This is a genomic window from Rhizobium sp. LARHSG275, assembly GCF_052871115.1.
In genome coordinates this window covers 1-19,756 of sequence record NZ_JBIXJN010000005.1, presented here as the reverse complement: position 1 = coordinate 19,756, position 19,756 = coordinate 1, and the positions used below count along the sequence as shown (strand labels likewise).

Below are 19,756 nucleotides of genomic sequence, written 5' to 3'. Positions count from 1 at the left end.
AACTGCCTTTATTGAAATGGTCGGGATAACGATATTCCAGGCTATCTATTCTATCCTGCCCGAGCGGCATTACGCGCACGCATGTGTTCGAGGATGTGCCGGCCGGAGCCCTCGACATGGCGTGCAATGAGCTCGGCTGCCTCGTTCGCATTTCCCGCTTTTACATGCGAGATGAGCTCGCGATGCTCGCTAAGGATCGCGGCGCGCCGGGCGAGCGTGAAGTTGAAACGCCGGCTCACGGCTCGAAGCACTTCGCGATGCTTCCACCAAAGCTCGGCGGCATGGCGATTGTAGTGCTTTTGGTACATCACGGTGTGAAAGGCGGTGTCCAGCTCGCTGTGCCTGAACGTGTCGTCGAAGTTGTTGTCTTCGATCAGGCCTTGGATGCGTTCGAGTTCGGCAATGTCCTCGACGGTGGCCATATTCACGAACCATCGCGTCAGTGCCGGCTCGATCAAGACTCCGATCTCGTAGATGTCCCGAACAAAATCCTGATCTATAGGCCGGACGCGCGCTCCGCGGTTGGGAACGAGGGTGACAAAGCCTTCTCCGCGCAACAGTTGCAGAGCCTCGCGCACGGGGTTGGTTGAGGTGCCGTGGCGCCGGGCGAGATCAGTGACCACAAGCCGCTCGTTGGCAGCGAGCCGCCCTTCGATAATGTCATCCCTGATCAGTTGATAAAGCGAGGCGCCCTCGCTGGAGGCCCCGATTGCGTCGATCCCTTCGGGTGGCTTTGCTTTAAAATCGCTTGTTCCGGCCAAGACGGTCCCCAATCAATACACATACTGCTCGGATATCACGCAAGGCTTCTGTAAACAATGTACGATTTCTTTGATTGACAGACAATCTTCAATCTGAAAACGTATGATTAGGTCTAAGGGATACATTGTGTGGAAAGTCCCGCGACCGGGGAGCAAAGACCGCTCGCCTCGACGCAGAGCGGCATGGGAGAACCTGGAGGATACCTTATGACGAGGATTTCACTCGGCGGTGCCGTCCTGCGCGGCGCTGTCTCCACTGCTTTGATGGTATCGTTGATGTCCGCATCGGCGCTGGGTGCGCCGGTCGACTTGAGCAAGTGGTCGCCGCAATATGTGCGCTCCATTGCCGGCACAGAGGATTTTGACACGGCGGCCGATTGCGCCAAGGTCACGCCCCTCGACTACAAGGGGCGACTGACGTTCTGGTATCAGGGCGTGTTCGAGGGCGACCCCGACCTCCTGCGTCAGTATTACAAGGAGTTCTTCGAGACCTTCCGCAAGACCTATCCAAACATCCAGCTTGAGGAACAAGCCCTCACCTATAACGACCTGCTGGACAAGTTCCGGACGGCGCTCCTCGGCAATGCGGCGCCCATGGCGGTCCGCCTGCAAATCCTGGGCGGCACGGAGTTCGCCTCAAAGGGCTATTTGCAGCCGCTCAAACCCGAGGATGTAGGGTATTCGACCGAGGATTTCTGGCCCGGCGCAATGAAGGCTGTAACCTGGGACGGCGTGACCTACGGCATTCCCACCAACAACGAGACGATGGCGTTCATCTGGAACGCCGACGTCTTCAAACGTGCAGGCCTCGATCCGGACAAGGCTCCGGCAACCTGGGACGACGTCGTCAAGGATTCCCAGCAGATCCACGATAAGCTCGGCATTGCCGGCTACGGCCTCGTGGCTCGCAAGAATGCCGGCAATACGCCGTACCGCTTCATGCCGCAGCTGTGGGCCTATGGCGGCGGCGTCTTCGACGAAGCGACCGCCAACCCGACCTATAAGCAGGTCGAGCTCAATAGCCCGCAAAGCAAGGCGGCATTGCAAGCCTCCTACGATATGTATGTTCGCGACAAGTCGGTTCCGGTTTCGGCGCTCACCAATCAGCAGGCCGACAACCAGCCCCTCTTCCTCGCTGGCCAGCTCGGCATGATGATCTCGCACCCGTCCGACTACAACGTCATGCTCGACCTGCAGAAGAAGGCGACGGGTACCGACAAGGATAAGGCGCAGACCGTCATCGACAACATGCGCTACGGTCTGATCCCGACGGGCCCCGACGGCAAGCGTGCCGTCGTGTTTGGCGGCTCCAACATTCACATCCTGAAGCCCGAATATGTCGAGGGCGGCAAGGTAGACGAGGCGGCCGCAAAGGCGATCATCTGCATGTGGACGAGCCCTGAATGGTCGCTGAAGATGGCCTATGCCGGCTCGAACCCGGGAAACCTTAACGGCTTCAAGACCAAATGGATGAAGGAACGTCTGGACAATATCAAGTTCCTTGATGTCACGACTTCGATGCTGCTATACGGTATCCCGTTCCCTGCGCTGCCACAGTCCCCCGAGATCATGAACATCATCATCCCGGACATGCTGCAGAATGCCCTGACCGGAGCCATGACCGTCGACCAAGCAGCGGACGACGCAGCCAAGAAGGTGAAAGATCTGATGGACGGCGGACTCTAGTCCAAGCCTGACGATCTGACCGGCTGCGCCTCGATGCAGCCGGTTTGTTCCCAAGAACAAGGGCAGGGCACAGTGACGATCTTGACTGGCAAGGCCGAGGCTCGCCGAAGACTGCAACCCGACGGGTCCAGTGTGCTGCGAAAGATTTGGGAGCATCGCGCTGACTACGCGTACGTGCTTCCTGCGATCGCCGTGATGCTCATCGTCATAGCCTATCCGATCTATTATACGATCGAGCTGTCGTTCTTCAATACGCCGCCGGGCCTGCAGCTCCGGGACAAGACTTTCATCGGCCTCGGCAACTACACCGCCATCCTCACAAGTCCGGTGTTCTGGACAGTCACCTCGAACACTCTTATCTGGACACTGGGATCCACTTTCATCTCATTTGTCCTGGGGTTTGCCAGCGCGCTGGCGCTCCATCGCGACTTTGTCGGCCGTGGCATCCTGCGCGCCGTCCTGATCATTCCCTGGGTCATCAGCGCGGTCGCCGCCTCCTATATCTGGAAGTGGATCTACCATTCGGACTTTGGGATTATCGGCGCGGTGCTGGTCGGCCTCGGATTGGCCGACAGGCCGCCGAATTTCATCGACAGCGTCAGCACAGTGCTGCCTTCCCTGATCGTCGTCAATATCTGGCGGGAGTTTCCGTTTGCCATGATCATGATGATGGCTGGCCTGCAGACAGTCCCGGACCAGTTGCTGCGCGCGGCAAAAGTCGACGGAGCCAATGCATGGCAGCGGTTCTGGCACGTCACCTTCCCGCACTTGAGAAATGTCTCGACGGTGACGATCCTTCTGCTGGCAGTGGCCAACTTCAATTCATTCATCATCCCTTGGATCATGACCGGCGGCGGGCCGTCGAACGCATCGCATATCTGGATCACCCACATCTACGAGCTCGCCTTCGGCCGCCAGCGCTGGGGGGTGGCATCGGCCTATTCGGTGCTGCTGTTCCTGATCCTGATGTCGCTCGGCTACTTCTACGTCCGCGCGCTAAGCGGCAACGAGCGGAAGGATGGGAGCGCATGAGCACGATTGCCGAGACTGTTTCTCGAGGCAAGGCCGGTCGCCGTATGCGCATCGACGGATGGCGGTGGGGCGGACGCATCTTCCTCGTGTTCATGCTGCTTTACACCGCGTTGCCGATGATCTGGATGCTGATCACCTCGATCAAGTCCGGCTTCGCGGCCATGCAATTCCCGCCGCAATGGTGGCCTGACCAACCCACCCTCGCCAGCTACCAGAAGCTGCTCGATCCGCAAAATAGCGTCGGCCAGGACTTCCTCCGCTTCTTCTGGAACAGCCTTTTCGTCTCCACCGCCACGACCATCCTTTCTGTCATCGTGGCAGTTCCTGCGGCCTACGCGTTTTCGCGCTTCACCTTCCCGGGCCGAAACTTTCTGTTCTTCGCCGTCTTGCTTCGCAACATGTTCCCGGCCGTAATCTTTCTCGTGCCACTCTTCATCCTGATGCGCGCGATCGGGCTGGTGAACACGCATGCGTCGCTCATCCTCACCTACCTCACATTCGGCCTGCCGCTGGCAATCTGGCTCCTCAAGGGCTTCTATGACAACATCCCGGTGCAGCTCGAGCAGGCGGCGCGAATCGACGGGGCAACGCGGTTCCAGGCCTTTGTTCTGATCGTGATGCCGCTCTCGGCGCCAGGAATCATCGCTACGGCGATCTATGCCTTCATCGGCGCGTGGAACGAGTACATCTACGCCTACACCTTCCTCTCCAAGAACGACCAATTGACGCTGCCGGTCGGCATCCAGCGTTTCTTCTCGGAAAATACGACGGACTTTCCGGGCCTGATGGCGGCCAGCTTTATGATGAGCGTGCCTGTCGTGGTCCTGTTCCTCGTCCTGCAACGATACTTCGTCCGCGCCCTTACGGAAGGCGCAGTCAAGCACTAGAGGAGTTGCCGGTGGCCCACGTGGTCCTCAAAGATCTGGTCAAGACCTATGGCAGCTTCAAAGCTGTCAACAATGTTTCGCTGACGGTCAATGACGGCGAATTCGTTGCGCTCGTCGGCCCTTCAGGCTGCGGCAAGACGACCACGCTCAATCTTGTGGCGGGGCTGATCCCCATCACATCGGGCGACATCGTCATCGGCGACCGGGTGGTCAACGACCTCGACCCCAAGGACCGGGACATCGCAATGGTGTTCCAGAACTACGCGCTCTATCCGCAGAAATCGGTCTACAAAAACTTGGCGTTCCCGCTGCAGATGCGCAAACTGCCAAAGGACGAGATCGACAGGAAGGTCAAGGAAGCAGCGCGCGTGCTCGACATGACGCAGCTGCTCGAGCGCAAGCCGCGCGAACTTTCGGGCGGGCAACAGCAGCGCGTGGCGCTCGGCCGCGCCCTCGTTCGCGATCCGGCGGTTTTCCTGATGGATGAACCACTCTCCAATCTCGACGCGAAGCTGCGTGTGCAGATGCGCTCGGAAATCAAGCGTTTCCACCAGGACCTCAAGGCAACGATCATCTATGTGACGCACGACCAGCTCGAAGCCGTGACCATGGCCGACAGGATGGCGGTGATGAACGGCGGCTACCTGCAGCAATACGATTCACCGGCGCAGGTCTTTGCCCATCCGGTGAACATGTTCGTCGCCAGCTTCGTCGGCAGCCCGGCGATGAGCCTCGTTCCGCTGGAGGCAGCAACGGCAAGCGGCAATACGGTGTTGACCAGCGCGGAGGGCTGGCGCCTCGAACTCTCGCCACATAACGCCCAGAAGGTCGCGAGGGCAACCACCAGGAAAGTCGTGCTCGGCGCACGTCACTCGACGATCAAGTTGCACAAGATTGCGGTGCCAGGAAGCCTTCCTGCCAAGGCCTACACGGTCGAGCCGACCGGAGACGTCACCTTCGTACAGGCGTTCCTGTCTGGCGCCATCGTCAATGTCAGCGTGCCGCCGACCATTGCCGTTGCGCCGGACGAGCCGATTTGGCTCGAGTTCGACCAGGAGCGGATGCATCTGTTCGACGGCGAAACAGAAATGGCCCTCAAGGCCGACTGAGACAGAGCCGATGCGTCTGGAACGAGGGTGTGGATGACTACGAAGCTTAAAATCACCGCGATCAAGCCCTATCCGGTATGGGTAGGAACCCGCAACCAGATGCTGGTCAAGATCGAGACCGACAACGGCATCTTCGGATGGGGCGAGAGCGGCTTGAGCGGTCGCGAGAAGGCCGTGGTCGGCGCGATCGAGCACTATCGCGAGTTTCTCATCGGCCGCGACCCGATGCAGATTGGTCGGATCTGGCAAGAAGTTTATCGCAGCCAATACTTCGAAGGCGGGCGCGTTCTGCAGGCGGCGATTTCCGCTATCGACATTGCCCTTCATGACATCAAGGGCAAGGCGCTGGGGGTGCCGGCCTACGACCTGCTGGGCGGCAAGCAGCGCGACCGCATTCCTACCTTCGCCTCGACCGGTGACGAGGCGGAGGGCGATGTTGCGATCGAACGAGCCCGCGAACTACGCGCACAGGGGTGGCAGGCGATCCGCTTCTTTCCCATCGGGCAAAACAGCAAGGATATCTTTGAGCCGCGCCAGTCGATCGGCGCGACCGCAGCCATGCTAAACAAGGCGCGCGAGGCGCTGGGTGACGAGATCGTCATCGGCGTCGACTATCATCATCGGCTGTCGGTCGCAGAGGCGGCGAGCTTCTGTAACAAGCTCGACCGTGGCGTACTTGATTTCCTCGAGGAGCCGATACGAGACGAGACACCGGAGGCCTACGAATCCCTGCGTACGATGACGGACATCCCGTTCGCCATCGGCGAGGAATTTGCCAGCAAGTGGCAGATCCTGCCCTACATCGAGCGCGGCATCCATCAGTTCAACCGACTCGATGTTTGCAATGTTGGCGGGCTAACCGAAGCGATGAAGGTGGCTGGCTGGAGCGAGGCGCACTATGTGGACCTGATGCCGCACAATCCCCTCGGCCCAGTCTGCACGGCCGCGACTATCCATCTCGCCGCCGCGGTACCGAATTTCGCCTGGCTCGAGACCAGGGCGCCCGAAGCAAAGCTCGGCTTCGACAATTCCGACTTCTTCCCCGTGCAACCACGGCTGGACGGCCCCGACTATCCGGTCAGCGATCTGCCGGGGCTCGGCGTCGAGGTCAACGAAGAGGCGGTCAAGGCGGAGAGCTTTCGGTTCTGGGAAGCGCCTCACCTGAAGCGCCGCGACGGTTCTGTTACGAACTGGTAGTTCATCCAACGGAGTCTAAAATGACGCATACTCCCGACATCACGCGGCCGCCCAAAGATATGATCGACGCGCTGAAGGAAATCGGCGCCGCGACGGTTGCCGGCACGCTTGGCCACATGGGCTTCCGCAATCCGCACATGGTCGGTCCCGTGCCGCAGAACCGCGGGAAGTCGATCGTCGGGCCGGCGCTGACGCTCCAGTTCATGCCGCAGCGGCCGGACCTCTTCACCGAGGGAGAATATGCCGATCCGGAGACGCAGTTGCACCGGCACGTGCTCTATCACGCGCAGGAGGGCGATGTGGTCGTAGTCGACGCGCGCGGCGACATGAGCTCGGGCGTCTTTGGCGATATGATGTCGACCTATTTCAAAGGCAGAGGCGGCGCTGGCATCGTAATCGACGGGTGCATGCGCGATCGGCCCAATGTCGAGAAGCTGGATCTCCCCCTATGGCTGCGTGGCTGGACTCCAAACTACCATGTGCAGACCAGCATCTATCCCAATGCCGTCAACGTTCCGATTGCCTGCGGCGGTGTCACGGTTATCCCCGGCGACATCATCGTCGCCGACGACGACGGCGTGGTGGTGCTTCCAGTCGCAATGGCCTCGAAGGTCATCGAAGAGTCGCAAAAGCATCACGATTGGGAGGAGTTCTCGCGAGTGAAGCTTATGGAGGGCGGGTCGTTGCAGCGCTACTATCCGCTGCATGACGATGCCCGCGGAGAGTACGACGAGTGGCGCAAAACAAACCACTTGGGGACCCTAAGCTAGCCTTTCGATTACCCCACGCGGGCGGCGACCTGCCGCACCACTTGCGCGCCGTGTCGAGAAAGGCTGGCGTTCTCCATCAAATGCCGGCGGCAACCTGATTGGCGTGTGCAGTGCGCCTAAAATCCGCTTGACAAAACGCGTCCGCTGCCACTATTGGGTAATCGATAACCCAAGGATGATGAAGATCGTGGCAGTCTCGCTTTCTGACATCGCGGAACGTGCGGGCGTCTCGGTAAAGACCGTTTCCGGCGCATTGCACGGCGGCTCCGCCCGCATGTCGGACGACACGCGCCAGAAGATCAAGGCCATTGCCGAAGAATTCGGCTACGTCACCAACCTGGCGGCGCGTGGCGTGCGTCAGGGCTGGCTGCCGCTGGTCGGCGTCGTCTCCGACGGCCTCATCACTTCGCCCTTCGCCACCGAGATCGTCCGTGGCCTCGACGGGGCGGCCCGCAGCGCCGGCATGGCGGTCTTTGCGGTCAACCACAGAAGCGGCCAGTCTATCGGCTCGGTGCTCGACGAGGTGCAGCAGTTCCGGCCGCGCGCCGTTGCTTATGCCGCCATGTACCACAAGCATGTCGCCCTGTCGGACAGGTTGGCGGGCGCCGTCGGCGTCATGATCAACTGCCGCGAGGCTGCCGGCCGCGTCACCGCACTGGTGCCGGACGAAGAGGGCGGCGCGCGGGAGATCGTGCGTTATCTGCTCGCCGCCGGCCGCCGGCGCATCGCCTTTATCAATCTGCCGGGCATTCTCGCCGGCACGCTGCGCGAGTTGGGGTTTCGTGCGGCGCTTGAGGAGGGGGGCATCGACCCCGTCGGCGTGTTGCCGGCGGTGCGCCGCAGCGTCTACAGCGACCGCGCGCCAAGCCTTGTTGCCTCTCATGTGGAGGCGCTTCTGACATCCGGTCAACGGCCAGACGCCATCCTGTGCGGCAATGACCGCGTGGCGATGGAAGTCTATGCGGCGCTCGCCCGCGCCGGCCTTCGCATTCCGGATGATATCGCGGTGGCAAGCTTCGACAACCAGGTCGAGCTTGCCTCGCGGCTGGACCCGCCGTTGACGACGATGGCCCTGCCGCACCGCGCCATGGGCCGCCTTGCCATGGAGATCCTCCTGGCCGAGCAGCCCGAACCGCCGCATCTGCGGAAACTGCCGTTCCATCTGGTCGAACGGGCATCCGTCTGAACATCGAATAGTGTCTAACAGGAGGAGAATATCAATGAGCATCTCAATGGGTAATCGTTTACTTTACGCGCTCCTAGCGTCCGCCGCGCTGGTCGCGACCGCCGGTTTCGCCGAGGCGAAGACCGTCATCCACGTCATGCACCAGGGCGATCCCGGCTGGGTGACGGCCTATGGCGATGTTGCCGCCCGCTTCGAGGCCGCCAATCCCGATGTCGACATCGAGATGATCTACGCGCCGCACGATGCCTATAACGAAAAGTTCAGCGCCGCCGTCATGGCCAAGCAGCTGCCCGATATCATGGAACTCGATGCTCCGTTCCTCGCCAATTATGTCTGGTCCGGCTATCTGCAACCCGTCAAGCCGCTGATTGACAAGGACCTGCTCGATGACATGACGGATTCGAATATCGCCCAGGGCACCTATCCGATCGACAAGGACCTCTATGCGATCGGCCTCACCGACTCCTCGGTCGTGCTCTACGGCAATAAGAAATATCTTGAAGCCATTGGCGCCCGCATTCCGAAATCGGTCGACGATGCCTGGACCCGCGAGGAGTTCGAAGGCTATCTCGAAAAGCTTTCCAAGCTTGAAGGCGTGAAATGGCCGATCGACACCTTCCGGGGTTACGGCATCAAGACCGAGTGGATCACCTATGCCTACGGCCCCCTGCTCGAAAGCGCCGGCTGCGACCTGATCGACCGCAAGACTTGGAAGGCCAGCGGCACGCTCGATGGCGAGGCCTGCGTCAAGGCGCTGACGATGATGCAGGACTGGGTGAAGAAGGGCTGGGTCGTGCCGACTTCGTCGGGCACCAACCAGTTCTACGCCGAGGGACAGCCGGCCGCGCTCGCCATGGGCGGCCACTGGTTCTACGCGGAGGCATCGGCAGCGATGAAGGACAATATCGTCGTCATGCCGCTGCCGAAGATCGGCGACAAGGGCGTGAGCCCGAACGGAACCTGGATCTGGGGCATTTCCGCGACCTCGGAAAACCCTGCGATCGCCGGCAAGTTCCTGAGCTTCCTGCTGAAGGACAAGGAGTACCGGGAGTACGCCAAGACCCAGTCCGCCTATCCGGGCCTGAAGAGCTTCGCCGCCGCATCCCCGCTCTATGCGGAAGGCGGTCCGCTCGCCATCGCCTTTGAGCAGGCTTCCAAGACCGCGATCGCCCGTCCGCCGCACCCGGCCTATCCGACGATCACTTCGGCCTTCATGCAGGCCGTCGACAAGATCTTCAACAGTGGTGATGCGCAGGAAGCGCTGACGGCCGCTGCCAAGAAGATCGACGAGGATATCGAGGACAACGCCGGCTACCCGCCCTTCGACGAGCAGCAGTAAGGGGTTTTAACGGGGCCGGCTCGTCCTGCCGGCCCTGTCCATCTCGGGAGGATGACCGATGAGGAGGAAACAATGACTTTGCAACAGACCTCCACGCCCGCTTTGCGGCGTCCGGCGAAACGCCGCGACAAGCAGCGGCTCTGGCAGGAAATGGCGATGATCGCGCCCGCCTTTCTGCTTATGGCGATATTCCTGATCACGCCGTTCCTCTTGTCCTTCTGGACGGCGATGACCAACCAGCCGCTCGTGCCGCGCCCGACGCCGGTGCGCTTCGTCGGCCTCCTGAATTTCGAGCGCGTCTTCACCGATCCGCTGTTCTGGACCTCGCTGTGGAACGTCACGCGCTTCACCGTCTGGGTGCTGCCGCTGCAGTGCGGCCTCGCCTTCCTGACCGCGCTACTCTTGCATCAGAAGCTGCCGATGCAAAACCTGCTGCGTGGCCTGTTCTTCCTGCCGGCGATCACCTCCATGGTGGTGGTCTGCGTCATCTGGGGCACGCTGTTCCAGTATCCGAGCGGCCCGCTCAACCAGATCGTCGGTTTCGTTTCCGGCGGTACGATTCAGCCGATCGACTGGCTCGGCGACCCCAACTGGGCGATGTTTTCCATCGTGTTGCTTTCAGCCTGGCAAGCTTATGGCTTTCAGATGATCATCTATCTCGCCGGCCTGCAGGGCATTCCCGAAGAACTATACGATGCCGCCCGCATCGACGGGGCAAGCGCGCTGCGCCGCTTCTGGCACGTCACCATGCCCGGCCTTCGCCCGACCCATGTCTTCGTGCTGGTCATCACGACCATCCAGGCCTTCAAACTCTATACGCAGGTGGCGATCCTCACCCAGGGCGGCCCGAACGAAAGCACCGAAACCGTCGTCCACTACATGGTGCGCGCCGGCTTCGAGGAGCAGAAACTCGGCTACGCATCGGCCGTTTCCGTCATCCTCTTCGTCATCGTTCTTCTGATCGCGCTCCTGCAGCGCAAACTCCTGAGGCGCTTCGATGTCTGATCTCGCTTTGACCCAGCCCGTCCCGCTGGCAATCGCAAGGGACAACGGCAAGAGAAGCCTGCGCATCGTGCAGAGCCTCTGCATCCTGGTCATCGCGCTGGTGATGATCTCGCCGCTGTTCATGCTGCTGATCGCCAGCCTGAAGGACGACCGCTTCCGCATCCTCGCCGACATGGGCAGCTTCCGCGCCTTCTGGGTCAGCGACCCGACGCTGTCGAACTACAAGGAGATCGCCCATTTCTCCGGCGAGCTGGCCTATGGCCGATATCTCTTCAATTCGCTGGTGATCCTCGTCGCCACCGTCGTCTCGGGCCTGATCGTCAATTCCATGGCGGGCTTCGTTCTGGCCTGGGGCTCGCTGCGCGGCAAGGCGGCGCTCTTGGCGCTGGTCGTCGCGCTCTATGTCATTCCGCAGGAAAGCATCATCATGCCGCTCGTCGTCATGATGTCGCGGGCGGGGCTGACGGATACCTTCGCGGTGCAGATCCTGCCCTGGGTGGCAAGCCCGCTCTATGTTTTCCTGTTCTACCAGTTCTTCGCGCAGCTGCCGAAGGAACTCTATGAAGCGGCGGAAATGGATGGCGCATCTGCCTTCCGCATCTACCGGTCGATCTACATGCCGCTCAGCCTGCCGGCGCTCGCCACGGTCTCGATCCTCATGGGCATCGAAAGCTGGAACCAGTATCTCTGGCCGACGCTGGTCACCCAGACCGACTATGCTCGGCCGATTGCGGTCGCCATCGCCACCTTCTTCGGACAGGACAGCATCTACTGGGACCGCGCCATGGCCGCCTCGGTGCTGATGATGATCCCCGTCCTCATTCTCTATCTGGCTTTCCAGCGCTGGTTCGTCAGTTCATTCGTCGGCTCCGCCGTGAAAGGTTGATCATGTCTCTGCAGGCAAAATCCGAAACGTCAGCACCTGAAACCATCGAAGCGGCGCTGCCCGAAGGCACGATGCTGCATCTGTGGCTGAAGGCGCGCCACGCGGGCGGCGAGGCGAAGCTCTTCGTAGCCGTTAATGGCAACGACATCGGCGAGCCCTCGACCCGCCGCACGGGGGAATTTGAGTTCTTCGCTGTGACGCTCGCGAAGGGCGGTCGTGCCACGCTGTCCTATGATGCGACAACCACAGCGCTCTCCGTCGCTTATGCCTTCCGGCCGGAAACCGTGATGAAGGAGGGCATCCGCCTCCTGCACAGCGATGCCCGCACCGCCGCCCCCGACGTGCCCGACAGCTACCACTTCCGCCCGCCCTTCGGCTGGATGAACGATCCGAACGGTTTTGGACGGTTCGGCGGAAACGTTCACCTCTTCTACCAGCATTATCCCCATGAGCCGCGCTGGAACACTATGCACTGGGGCCATGCCGTCTCGAAGGATTTCGTCCGCTGGACGCATCTGCCCATGTTCCTCTTCCCGGCGGCGCATCTATCGGAAAAGGACGATGGCCGCGGCGGCGCCTTCTCCGGCTCGGCGATCCCCGGTACCGGCCCGGAAGGCGAGGAAATCCGCGTCTTCTACACCGAGCATGTGCGTGACCGGCAACCGGAAGAGCAAATCCAGCTTTCCGCCGTCAGCCGCGACGGCATTGTCGCCGACCCGCCGGAAATCGTGATGCCGCTGCGCCCGGAAGGCTTGAACCTCACCACCGATTTCCGCGACCCCTATGTCTTCAAAGGCCCGGACGGCCGTTGGAAGATGCTGCTCGGCAGCCGTGACAGGCAGGGCGGCGTCGTACTGCTCTATGAAACCGCAGACGCGCAAGGCGCCGATGGCTGGACCTTCCTCGGCATCATCCATCGCGAGGATGGTTTCGGCATGACGGCGGCGGAATGCCCCTGCATGGTACCGCTTTCCGGCAAAAACGCAGAAACCCGTTGGGCGCTGATCTTCGGTCTGCTCACTAGCCGCGACCCGGCCACGGGCCGCCGCAACCTCACCTCCGTCACCGTCGGCGGTTTCGATGGCCGCACCTTCACGGCGGAGTTCGAGCAGGAGTTGGATTTCGGTTCGGATGCCTATGCCTTCCAGGCCTTCGTTGATGGCGACGAACCGGTCGGCATCGCCTGGCTCGCCAACTGGTCGGATTTTTCCAAGAAGGATGATTTCCCGACGACCATGACCCTGCCGCGCCGCGTGCTTCTCGATGGCGACACCGTGCTGACCCCACCGGTTGCAGCCGTCGAAAGCCTGCGCCATCAGTTGCTTGATGACACCGCGCTTGTCGCCGGCAAGACCGTGCCGCTCGGCACCGGCGCCGTCGAGATCGTACTTGATCTCACCGAGCCGGGCGCCGCCTTCGATCTCACCTTCGATCATCCGGATGTCGATCTAGGCGTGAAACTCGATGCCGATGGTCTGGCGATTGTCTTCGACGCTCGCACCGGTAAAACGCCGCCACGTTACGTCGCCACCGGGGCGAAACCGTCGAGCCTGCGCATCTTCCTCGATGCCGGCTCCATCGAGGTCTTCGCTGACAACGGCCGCTGGACCGGGTCCAAACGCATTCCGGGCTTTGCCGCCGCACGTTCGGCAACGCTCACCGGCGCCGTCGCCGCGGCCGGCGTCTGGCAATTGAAACTGTGAGGGAGGACAGACAATGGCATCGGTGGCAATCGACCGGGTTCTGAAGCAATACGGCGCGGCCAGCGTTATCCACGGGGTTTCCGCGGATATCGCGGACGGTGAGTTCGTCACACTCGTCGGGCCGTCCGGCTGCGGCAAGTCCACGCTTCTGCGCATGCTGGCGGGGCTAGAGGATATCAGCGGCGGTGAAATCCGCATCGACGGCCGCGTCGTCAACGACGTCGCGCCGAAGGAGCGCGATATCGCCATGGTGTTCCAGTCCTACGCGCTCTATCCGCACATGACGGTGCGCGAAAATATGGGCTTTGCCCTGAAGCTGCAGGGGCGCGATAAGGCGACAATCGACAAGCTGGTGAGCGAAGCCGCCGCCATTCTCGCACTCGAACCCCTGCTGGAGCGCCTGCCGAAACAGCTTTCCGGCGGCCAGCGCCAGCGCGTCGCCATGGGCCGCGCCATCGTACGCCATCCGAAAGTGTTCCTCTTTGACGAGCCGCTGTCCAACCTCGACGCCAAGCTGCGGGTGACCATGCGCAGCGAGATCAAGGAGCTGCATCAGCGCCTTGGCACGACCATCGTTTACGTCACTCACGACCAGATCGAGGCGATGACCATGGCCGACAAGATCGTCGTCATGCGCGCCGGCCGCATCGAGCAGATCGGCAAGCCGCTCGATCTCTACGACCGCCCAGATAACACCTTCGTCGCCGCCTTCATCGGCTCGCCGTCGATGAACCTTTTCGAGGGCGGCGTCAGCGACGGCGGCTTCCGTATCGAAGGTGGTGTTTCCCTGCCGCTTCCGCCGCAATTGAGCCAAAGCGCGGCGCGCACCTACGGCATCCGTCCGGAAGACCTCGACATTGCGGAGACGGGCATTCCGGCCACCGTGCTGACTGTTGAGCCGACCGGTGCGGAGACCCATCTTTCGGTGCGTGTCGGCACGCAGACGGCAACCATCGTGCTGCACCGACGGGTGGATTTAAAACCTGACCAGCAAATCCACCTCGCGCCCAAATCCGAGAAAATCCACCTCTTCTCCGCCGAAGGCAATCGGCTGGGCTGATCCCCCGGCGCCTCCCGCTGAGCCGCGTCCGTCATTTGACGGGCGTGGTTCGGTGCCGGTGCCATCCAGCCTTTGCGACATCTTAGTTTTGGGTGTTCGGCCCTTCAGTTGATCGAATTAGCCAATTGCACGGCGATCTGTTGCCACGCGCCTGCCAAACGTGCTCCGCGGGCGGTGCAGGCAGCAGCGACCGGACCGTCCCGCCCATCACCAGACGTTCAAGAACCGTCCGCTTTTCGTGGATACTCATTTCCGTGTCGTCCACCTCGTCACAAAGAAGGATTACGGCTCGATGGAGGTGGAGATCGCCTGGATATTACCTCTTACGATTTGTTGACTTACCTGCGGTTGAACAATAACTTGCTAATTTGGTCATTAGGCTTGTCCTCACATGACGGACCAATCTATTCAGCGTCGCCTTGCCGCCATCGTCGTTGCCGATGTGGTGGGTTATACACGCCTGATGGAGGCTGATGAAGTCGCAACGCTGGCGAACCTCAGGGAACTCCGTTCTGGCGTTATCGAGCCGGCTGTAAAGCGCCACAAGGGTCGCATCTTCAAGGTCATGGGCGACGGATTCTTAATCGAATTCGGTAGCGCGGTCGACGCGGTCGCAGCAGCATTGGAAATGCAACGGGCCACCACTGCTGTTGAGGCTTCCGGAGACCGGCGCCTGCTTTTGCGTATAGGCGTTAATCTGGGAGATGTCATTGACGACGGTTCAGACATCCTCGGCGACGGCGTCAATGTCGCGGCGCGACTCGAGACGCAGGCCGCACCGGGAGGTATATGCATTTCAGCCAAAGTTCACGGCGAGATCGTCGGCAAGATCGGCGACCGGTTCTTTGATGCAGGCGAACGTTACCTAAAGAACCTGACTCGCCCGGTCCGCGTGTGGCATTGGCCGGATGCGCTGCAGAGCACATTGCCGCTGCCCGAATGTCCCTCGATCGCTGTATTGCCGTTCACGAATATGAGTGGGGATGAAGCGGACGCGCCTTTCGTCGACGGCTTGACCGAAGACCTGATCACCGACCTTTCCCGTACGGCTGGCCTGTTCGTCATCGCGCGCAATTCCGTGTATCGCTACAAGGGCAAGCCGGTCGACGTGCGGCTGGTCGCCCAGGAACTCGGCGTCCGCTACGTCCTGGAGGGGAGCGCCAGACGCGCAATGGGCCGTGTCCGCATCAATGCCCAATTGATCGACGCGCTTGGCGGCCAGCACTTGTGGGCCGACCGGTTTGACAGGACGGTGGAAGATGTTTTCGAATTACAGGATGAAGTTAACGGCAAGATTGTTGAAGCCCTCGTCGGCCGGCTGACCATCCCGAAGCAGCGCAATCGGCCGAAGAACCTTGAGGCATACGATCTGTGTGTGCGCGCTCGCCTCCTGACGGAGGAGTCGCCGCAAACTGAGCGTGAGGCCTATATGTTGCTCCAACGCGCGGTTAAGCTCGAGCCATCATATGCCGAGGCGCTCGGTCTGCTCGCCTATAACCGTTGGCTTGCCTGGACTCATTTCGGCGAGCCCGAAGATCCTAACCGTCTGATGGCGATGACGTTCGCGCAGAAGGCGGTCGACCTAGATCCCAACGATGCCGGCTGCCGTTACGTTCTGGGGACCATTTTGGCTTATGAGCGGCGATGGGAGGAATCGGAGGCAGCCTTCGCCAAGGCCCTGGAGCTGGACCCCAACCACGCCGACACCTGGGCCGCCATGTCGGACATGTCCGTGCTGGACGGCAGGGTTGCCGACGGACTAGCGCAAATCGAAAAAGCTCTGCGGCTCAATCCCCATCCAACCTGCTGGTATCTCTGTCATCTTGGGCAGGCGCAGTACGCCGCGCGTGACTATGAGGCGGCAGCCGCGACACTCCGCAGGGAAGACACGTATCGTACCAACTCACGCAAATTCCTGGCTGCTACGCTTGCGCAGTTGGGCCACCTTGAGGAGGCGCGGCGAGAAGCAGAATTGTTCCTGATCGCCCACCCTCATTTCACGATCGGCCATTGGCTCAGCTCCCAGCCGCTGCGCGATGCATCTGTACGAGACCACTTTGTCGACGGCTTTCGAAAGGCCGGCCTGCCGGAGATGTGACAGCGGGTGGGGACAATCGCGAGGCGTTCGAGGACTTTATCAACGGATATGCGCTGCGCGAGAACGGTGGTCTGGATCGCAGTGCCAAGCTTCGTCAGACGCTCCACCAAACGCGTCAACCAGCCCGAGTCTCGCATGACTTTCCGCTGGACCGCTTGCATCATGGTGGCGACGAGCCCGTAGCCCCGAATTCATCATACCGTAAGGTTGTGATTACCATCGAGGGCCTCAGGCCTACTGAGTGAATCCGAGACTCGCGATCCCAATTCCCCCCACCAGGATCAGGCTCGCGGCCCACACGATATCGAGATTGAACCAGCTTTGTGAGATGAACTTGGGTCCGAGCCATCGATAGACGGCAATGGCGATAACGCCGCCACTTACAATCATAGCGGCCGCGTGGACCATGGAGACGGCGGTAGCGGTGATCAGATTACCAGTCATGAGCGTGGCAGCCGCTCGGTGTCCGACATCCGGTTCCGCGGCCAAGCACAGGCCTAGATAAATTGGCACCAGCATCAGCCCGGCGCCATGCGCTGTGGCAGCCGCGAAGGACCACAACGCCAGTTGCGCCGGCGGGATACGGGCAAGAACACGCGGGTGGCGCCGGTTGATCAAGAGATAGATTCCGGCTGCGATCACGATCAACCCGGCTGCGATGCGGATCTGTCGTTCCCAGACAATCAGCGTCAGCATCGCGCCGAAGGGCAGCAGGATGCCAATCATCGCCACAAAGTGGCCCATTGCCAAAAGGCCGAGCGCCCGGAACAATTCGCTGGCACGTCTGTCCAACAGTCCGGCCGAGACGGCCAACGGCCAGCCCATGCCGGGGTTGACGCCATGATAAATGCCGCTGGCGATGACGGCCAACCAGAGAGACCCGGCAGTCGTCCACTCGCTCATCGCTTCATTGATCCGAGCAGTCCGTTACACCGATGGATAGCAAAATGAATCCGTTGAGCAATCGCCGCCTTCCAAACGAATCTGGTGCGAGCGATACCCCTCGGGGAACTTGACAAAAAAGTCCTTGTCCAGGGTGATCCCACCGTTCTCGCCGACACTGGCCTTGACCATGGCTGCCGGGATGCCATCGGGATAGAATTGGTCATCCCAGGTCGAATACAGGGAGTTGGTCCAGTAAACGCGTTTGCCGTCGCGGCTGATCTCGACCATCTGCGGTCCGCCCCTGTAGTCGCCGCCGCCGGGATGCTTGGTCTTGCGCGTGATGCCGCCAATATGGACGGACCCTGCAACCTTAGGCTTCATAGGATCGGTGACGTCATATTGGCGCATCTCACCGGTCCCCCAGCAGGATACGTAGAGGAAGCGGTCATCGAGCGATAGGTCTATGTCGGTTACCAGCGGCGGGACCGCCTCGAAGCCCTGCAAAAGCGGGGGGAGGTCACCTTTCGCGGCTGCCTCGGGCGGGATAGTCGCCGTCTTTTCGCAATGAAATTTGCCGTCCGCGCGCCACCATGTCCAGATCGATCCCTCAAGGTTTGTCGTGTCAACGACCACTCCAAGGAAACCGTATTCTTTTACCGGGTCATGGGCGGGGCGGACTTCCAGTGCCATCTGGTGATTGGCTCCCAGATCAATGGTCTGCACGTTCCTGCGTTCGCGCAAATCCCAGAAATGCACCCGGTGTCCATATTTGTTCGACAGGAGATCTTCCGGGACGATGCCCTTCTCGAACTGCGGCGGAAGTGCCCACTCGCTCGATACCATGTAGTCGCGTGGCAGGTTCCACCAGAAATCATACTGCTTGTCCTGTGGCCCACGATCGATCTCATAGCGCCCGATGACATCGAACGTCTCGCAATCCATGACAAAGATGCCGGGAGGTCCGTCGGTGCCCTCAGGGCCACCGCCCCCGAGCGTCGAGACATAAATACCTTCCGGACCGCAGTGAATCGTATGAGGCCTAGAATAGCCCGTCTTGGCAAACACTTCTTTTGGCTCGATGACCTTGTGGATTTTGGCTTTGGTCGGTCCGCCCTTGGTGTCTATTACGTAGATGCGCGAAGATCGAATACCGGGAATGATCAGAAACCGGCGCTCGAGAAACGGGTGACCGTTCAGCGGCGAAAGGGCCGAAGAGCACGCGTTCCAGCCGAAGTGGTGAAACTCGTCGCCTTTGTTTGGCATTATCACGCTATGGACGACCTTGCCGTAGTCCTTTGACTTCGGGTCTACGTCAACTATTGCTAATCCATCAGGCCGAGAGAAGTCGGGACTCAACATCAAAGTGTACGCAAAATTTTCGACTGGCGCCTGCATTGCGAGCTTGGCAGTCGCGTGGAAAGTCCGGTCTGGCCGTACAGTCATCGTCGTCCTCCCTTGGCGGGTTAAGCAGCCCGTCAGACAATCAGGGCACGACCTGCGTTTGGACGCCCGCCGAAAACGTCGAGACGCTTTGTTGTTCGCACGCTATTTTCATCCGACTTTGAAGAATCTCACGGATTCTAGAGAACTACAATCTCGATTTGCACCGGAAGAGGAATCAATGACATGGACTACAGATTCTACGAGGAGCTTGGTTGGCTTCAAAAAATCGATGCCCGGCGGCCATGCGAAGCCATCGTTACGAGTGATACTGTTATCCCAACATTGAGCGGCCGGCGAATTCAGCATTGCCAACATGCGCACACAAGGGTGGCGAGATCATCGAGGTGGCCGCTAGGTGTTTAGTCCCGGCATTTGATGGATAGGATCGATGATGAATCGATCTGGCTCGGAAGTCCACCTTTTGCAGAGGAACTCGTAGGGGGTGAGTCCCTTTAGTGTCTTGAGCCTGCGCCCAAAATTGTAGGCGTCGATGAAGTCGGCGAGATGCTTTTTCAGTTGTGCGTGATCGTCGTAGTGGAAGCGCTTGACAGTAGCTTCCTTGATCGTTCGGTTCATCCGCTCGACCTGCCCATTGGTCCATGGGTGCTTAACCTTTGTCAGGCGATGCTCGATCTCGTATTCCTCACAGACTCGGTCGAAGATGTGCTGGAAAGCATTTTGGTCACAGGCCCGGTTGGTGAACTGGATG

17 protein-coding genes are annotated in these 19,756 nt (G+C 60.5%); 13 read left to right on the top strand and 4 right to left on the bottom strand.

The genetic code is table 11. The annotated features are described in order from the left end of the window. Positions 1-50 precede the first annotated feature (50 nt). Positions 51-761 carry a GntR family transcriptional regulator gene (locus ACIPSK_RS07270; RefSeq protein ID WP_162116255.1) on the bottom strand — a complete coding sequence of 237 codons (711 nt, stop codon included), beginning with the start codon at positions 759-761 and terminating at the stop codon, positions 51-53. 207 nt (positions 762-968) lie between these two features. Here ACIPSK_RS07270 and ACIPSK_RS07265 point away from each other — a divergent pair, with 207 nt between their 5' ends. The 13 genes from ACIPSK_RS07265 (at position 969) to ACIPSK_RS07205 (ending at position 16,719) form a co-directional block, all read left to right on the top strand. Continuing rightward, entirely contained in the window at positions 969-2,447 is a 1,479-nt protein-coding gene (locus tag ACIPSK_RS07265) for an ABC transporter substrate-binding protein (RefSeq protein WP_446532748.1), read from the top strand. Between the two features lie 72 nt (positions 2,448-2,519). Then, entirely contained in the window at positions 2,520-3,479 is a 960-nt protein-coding gene (locus tag ACIPSK_RS07260; RefSeq protein ID WP_017967551.1) for a carbohydrate ABC transporter permease, read from the top strand. After that, a complete protein-coding gene (locus tag ACIPSK_RS07255) occupies positions 3,476-4,366 on the top strand; it encodes a carbohydrate ABC transporter permease (RefSeq protein ID WP_170259577.1) in 891 nt (296 codons plus the stop codon). The genes ACIPSK_RS07260 and ACIPSK_RS07255 overlap by 4 nt, the downstream gene beginning before the upstream one ends. 11 nt (positions 4,367-4,377) lie before the next feature. Further along, positions 4,378-5,475 carry an ABC transporter ATP-binding protein gene (locus tag ACIPSK_RS07250; protein ID WP_446532747.1) on the top strand — a complete coding sequence of 366 codons (1,098 nt, stop codon included), beginning with the start codon at positions 4,378-4,380 and terminating at the stop codon, positions 5,473-5,475. Positions 5,476-5,508: 33 nt separating this feature from the next. Continuing rightward, on the top strand, positions 5,509-6,672 hold the full coding sequence (locus ACIPSK_RS07245) for a mandelate racemase/muconate lactonizing enzyme family protein (protein ID WP_446532746.1): 1,164 nt from the start codon (positions 5,509-5,511) through the stop codon (positions 6,670-6,672). Positions 6,673-6,692: 20 nt separating this feature from the next. After that, entirely contained in the window at positions 6,693-7,442 is a 750-nt protein-coding gene (locus ACIPSK_RS07240; protein WP_446532745.1) for a ribonuclease activity regulator RraA, read from the top strand. Between the two features lie 175 nt (positions 7,443-7,617). Beyond that, on the top strand, positions 7,618-8,628 hold the full coding sequence (locus ACIPSK_RS07235) for a LacI family DNA-binding transcriptional regulator (protein WP_446532744.1): 1,011 nt from the start codon (positions 7,618-7,620) through the stop codon (positions 8,626-8,628). 46 nt (positions 8,629-8,674) lie between these two features. Then, positions 8,675-9,967 (top strand): ABC transporter substrate-binding protein, encoded by a 1,293-nt coding sequence (locus ACIPSK_RS07230; RefSeq protein ID WP_446532904.1) that lies wholly within the window; start codon positions 8,675-8,677, stop codon positions 9,965-9,967. A gap of 72 nt (positions 9,968-10,039) precedes the next feature. Beyond that, a complete protein-coding gene (locus tag ACIPSK_RS07225) occupies positions 10,040-10,972 on the top strand; it encodes a carbohydrate ABC transporter permease (RefSeq protein ID WP_017967544.1) in 933 nt (310 codons plus the stop codon). Further along, entirely contained in the window at positions 10,965-11,858 is an 894-nt protein-coding gene (locus ACIPSK_RS07220) for a carbohydrate ABC transporter permease (protein ID WP_446532743.1), read from the top strand. Before ACIPSK_RS07225 ends, ACIPSK_RS07220 begins: the two co-directional genes overlap by 8 nt. Positions 11,859-11,860: 2 nt before the next feature. After that, positions 11,861-13,561, top strand: coding sequence for a glycoside hydrolase family 32 protein (locus ACIPSK_RS07215; RefSeq protein ID WP_446532742.1), 1,701 nt, complete (start codon positions 11,861-11,863; stop codon positions 13,559-13,561). 13 nt (positions 13,562-13,574) lie between these two features. After that, the gene (locus tag ACIPSK_RS07210; RefSeq protein ID WP_446532741.1) at positions 13,575-14,621 is read left to right on the top strand and encodes an ABC transporter ATP-binding protein; all 1,047 of its coding nucleotides are present in this window, start codon (positions 13,575-13,577) and stop codon (positions 14,619-14,621) included. Positions 14,622-15,012: 391 nt separating this feature from the next. Further along, complete coding sequence (locus ACIPSK_RS07205) at positions 15,013-16,719, top strand: adenylate/guanylate cyclase domain-containing protein (RefSeq protein ID WP_446532740.1); 1,707 nt, start codon at positions 15,013-15,015, stop codon at positions 16,717-16,719. Positions 16,720-16,953: 234 nt separating this feature from the next. Here ACIPSK_RS07205 and ACIPSK_RS07200 read toward each other — a convergent pair whose 3' ends face one another. The 3 genes from ACIPSK_RS07200 to ACIPSK_RS07190 form a co-directional block, all read right to left on the bottom strand. After that, the gene (locus tag ACIPSK_RS07200) at positions 16,954-17,622 is read right to left on the bottom strand and encodes a hypothetical protein (protein WP_446532739.1); all 669 of its coding nucleotides are present in this window, start codon (positions 17,620-17,622) and stop codon (positions 16,954-16,956) included. Positions 17,623-17,646: 24 nt separating this feature from the next. After that, positions 17,647-19,047: a selenium-binding protein SBP56-related protein gene (locus ACIPSK_RS07195; RefSeq protein WP_446532738.1), complete on the bottom strand. Its 1,401-nt coding sequence runs from the start codon at positions 19,045-19,047 to the stop codon at positions 17,647-17,649. A gap of 351 nt (positions 19,048-19,398) precedes the next feature. Continuing rightward, the coding region (locus tag ACIPSK_RS07190; protein WP_446532737.1) for an integrase core domain-containing protein at positions 19,399-19,756 on the bottom strand (358 nt) is incomplete at its 5' end.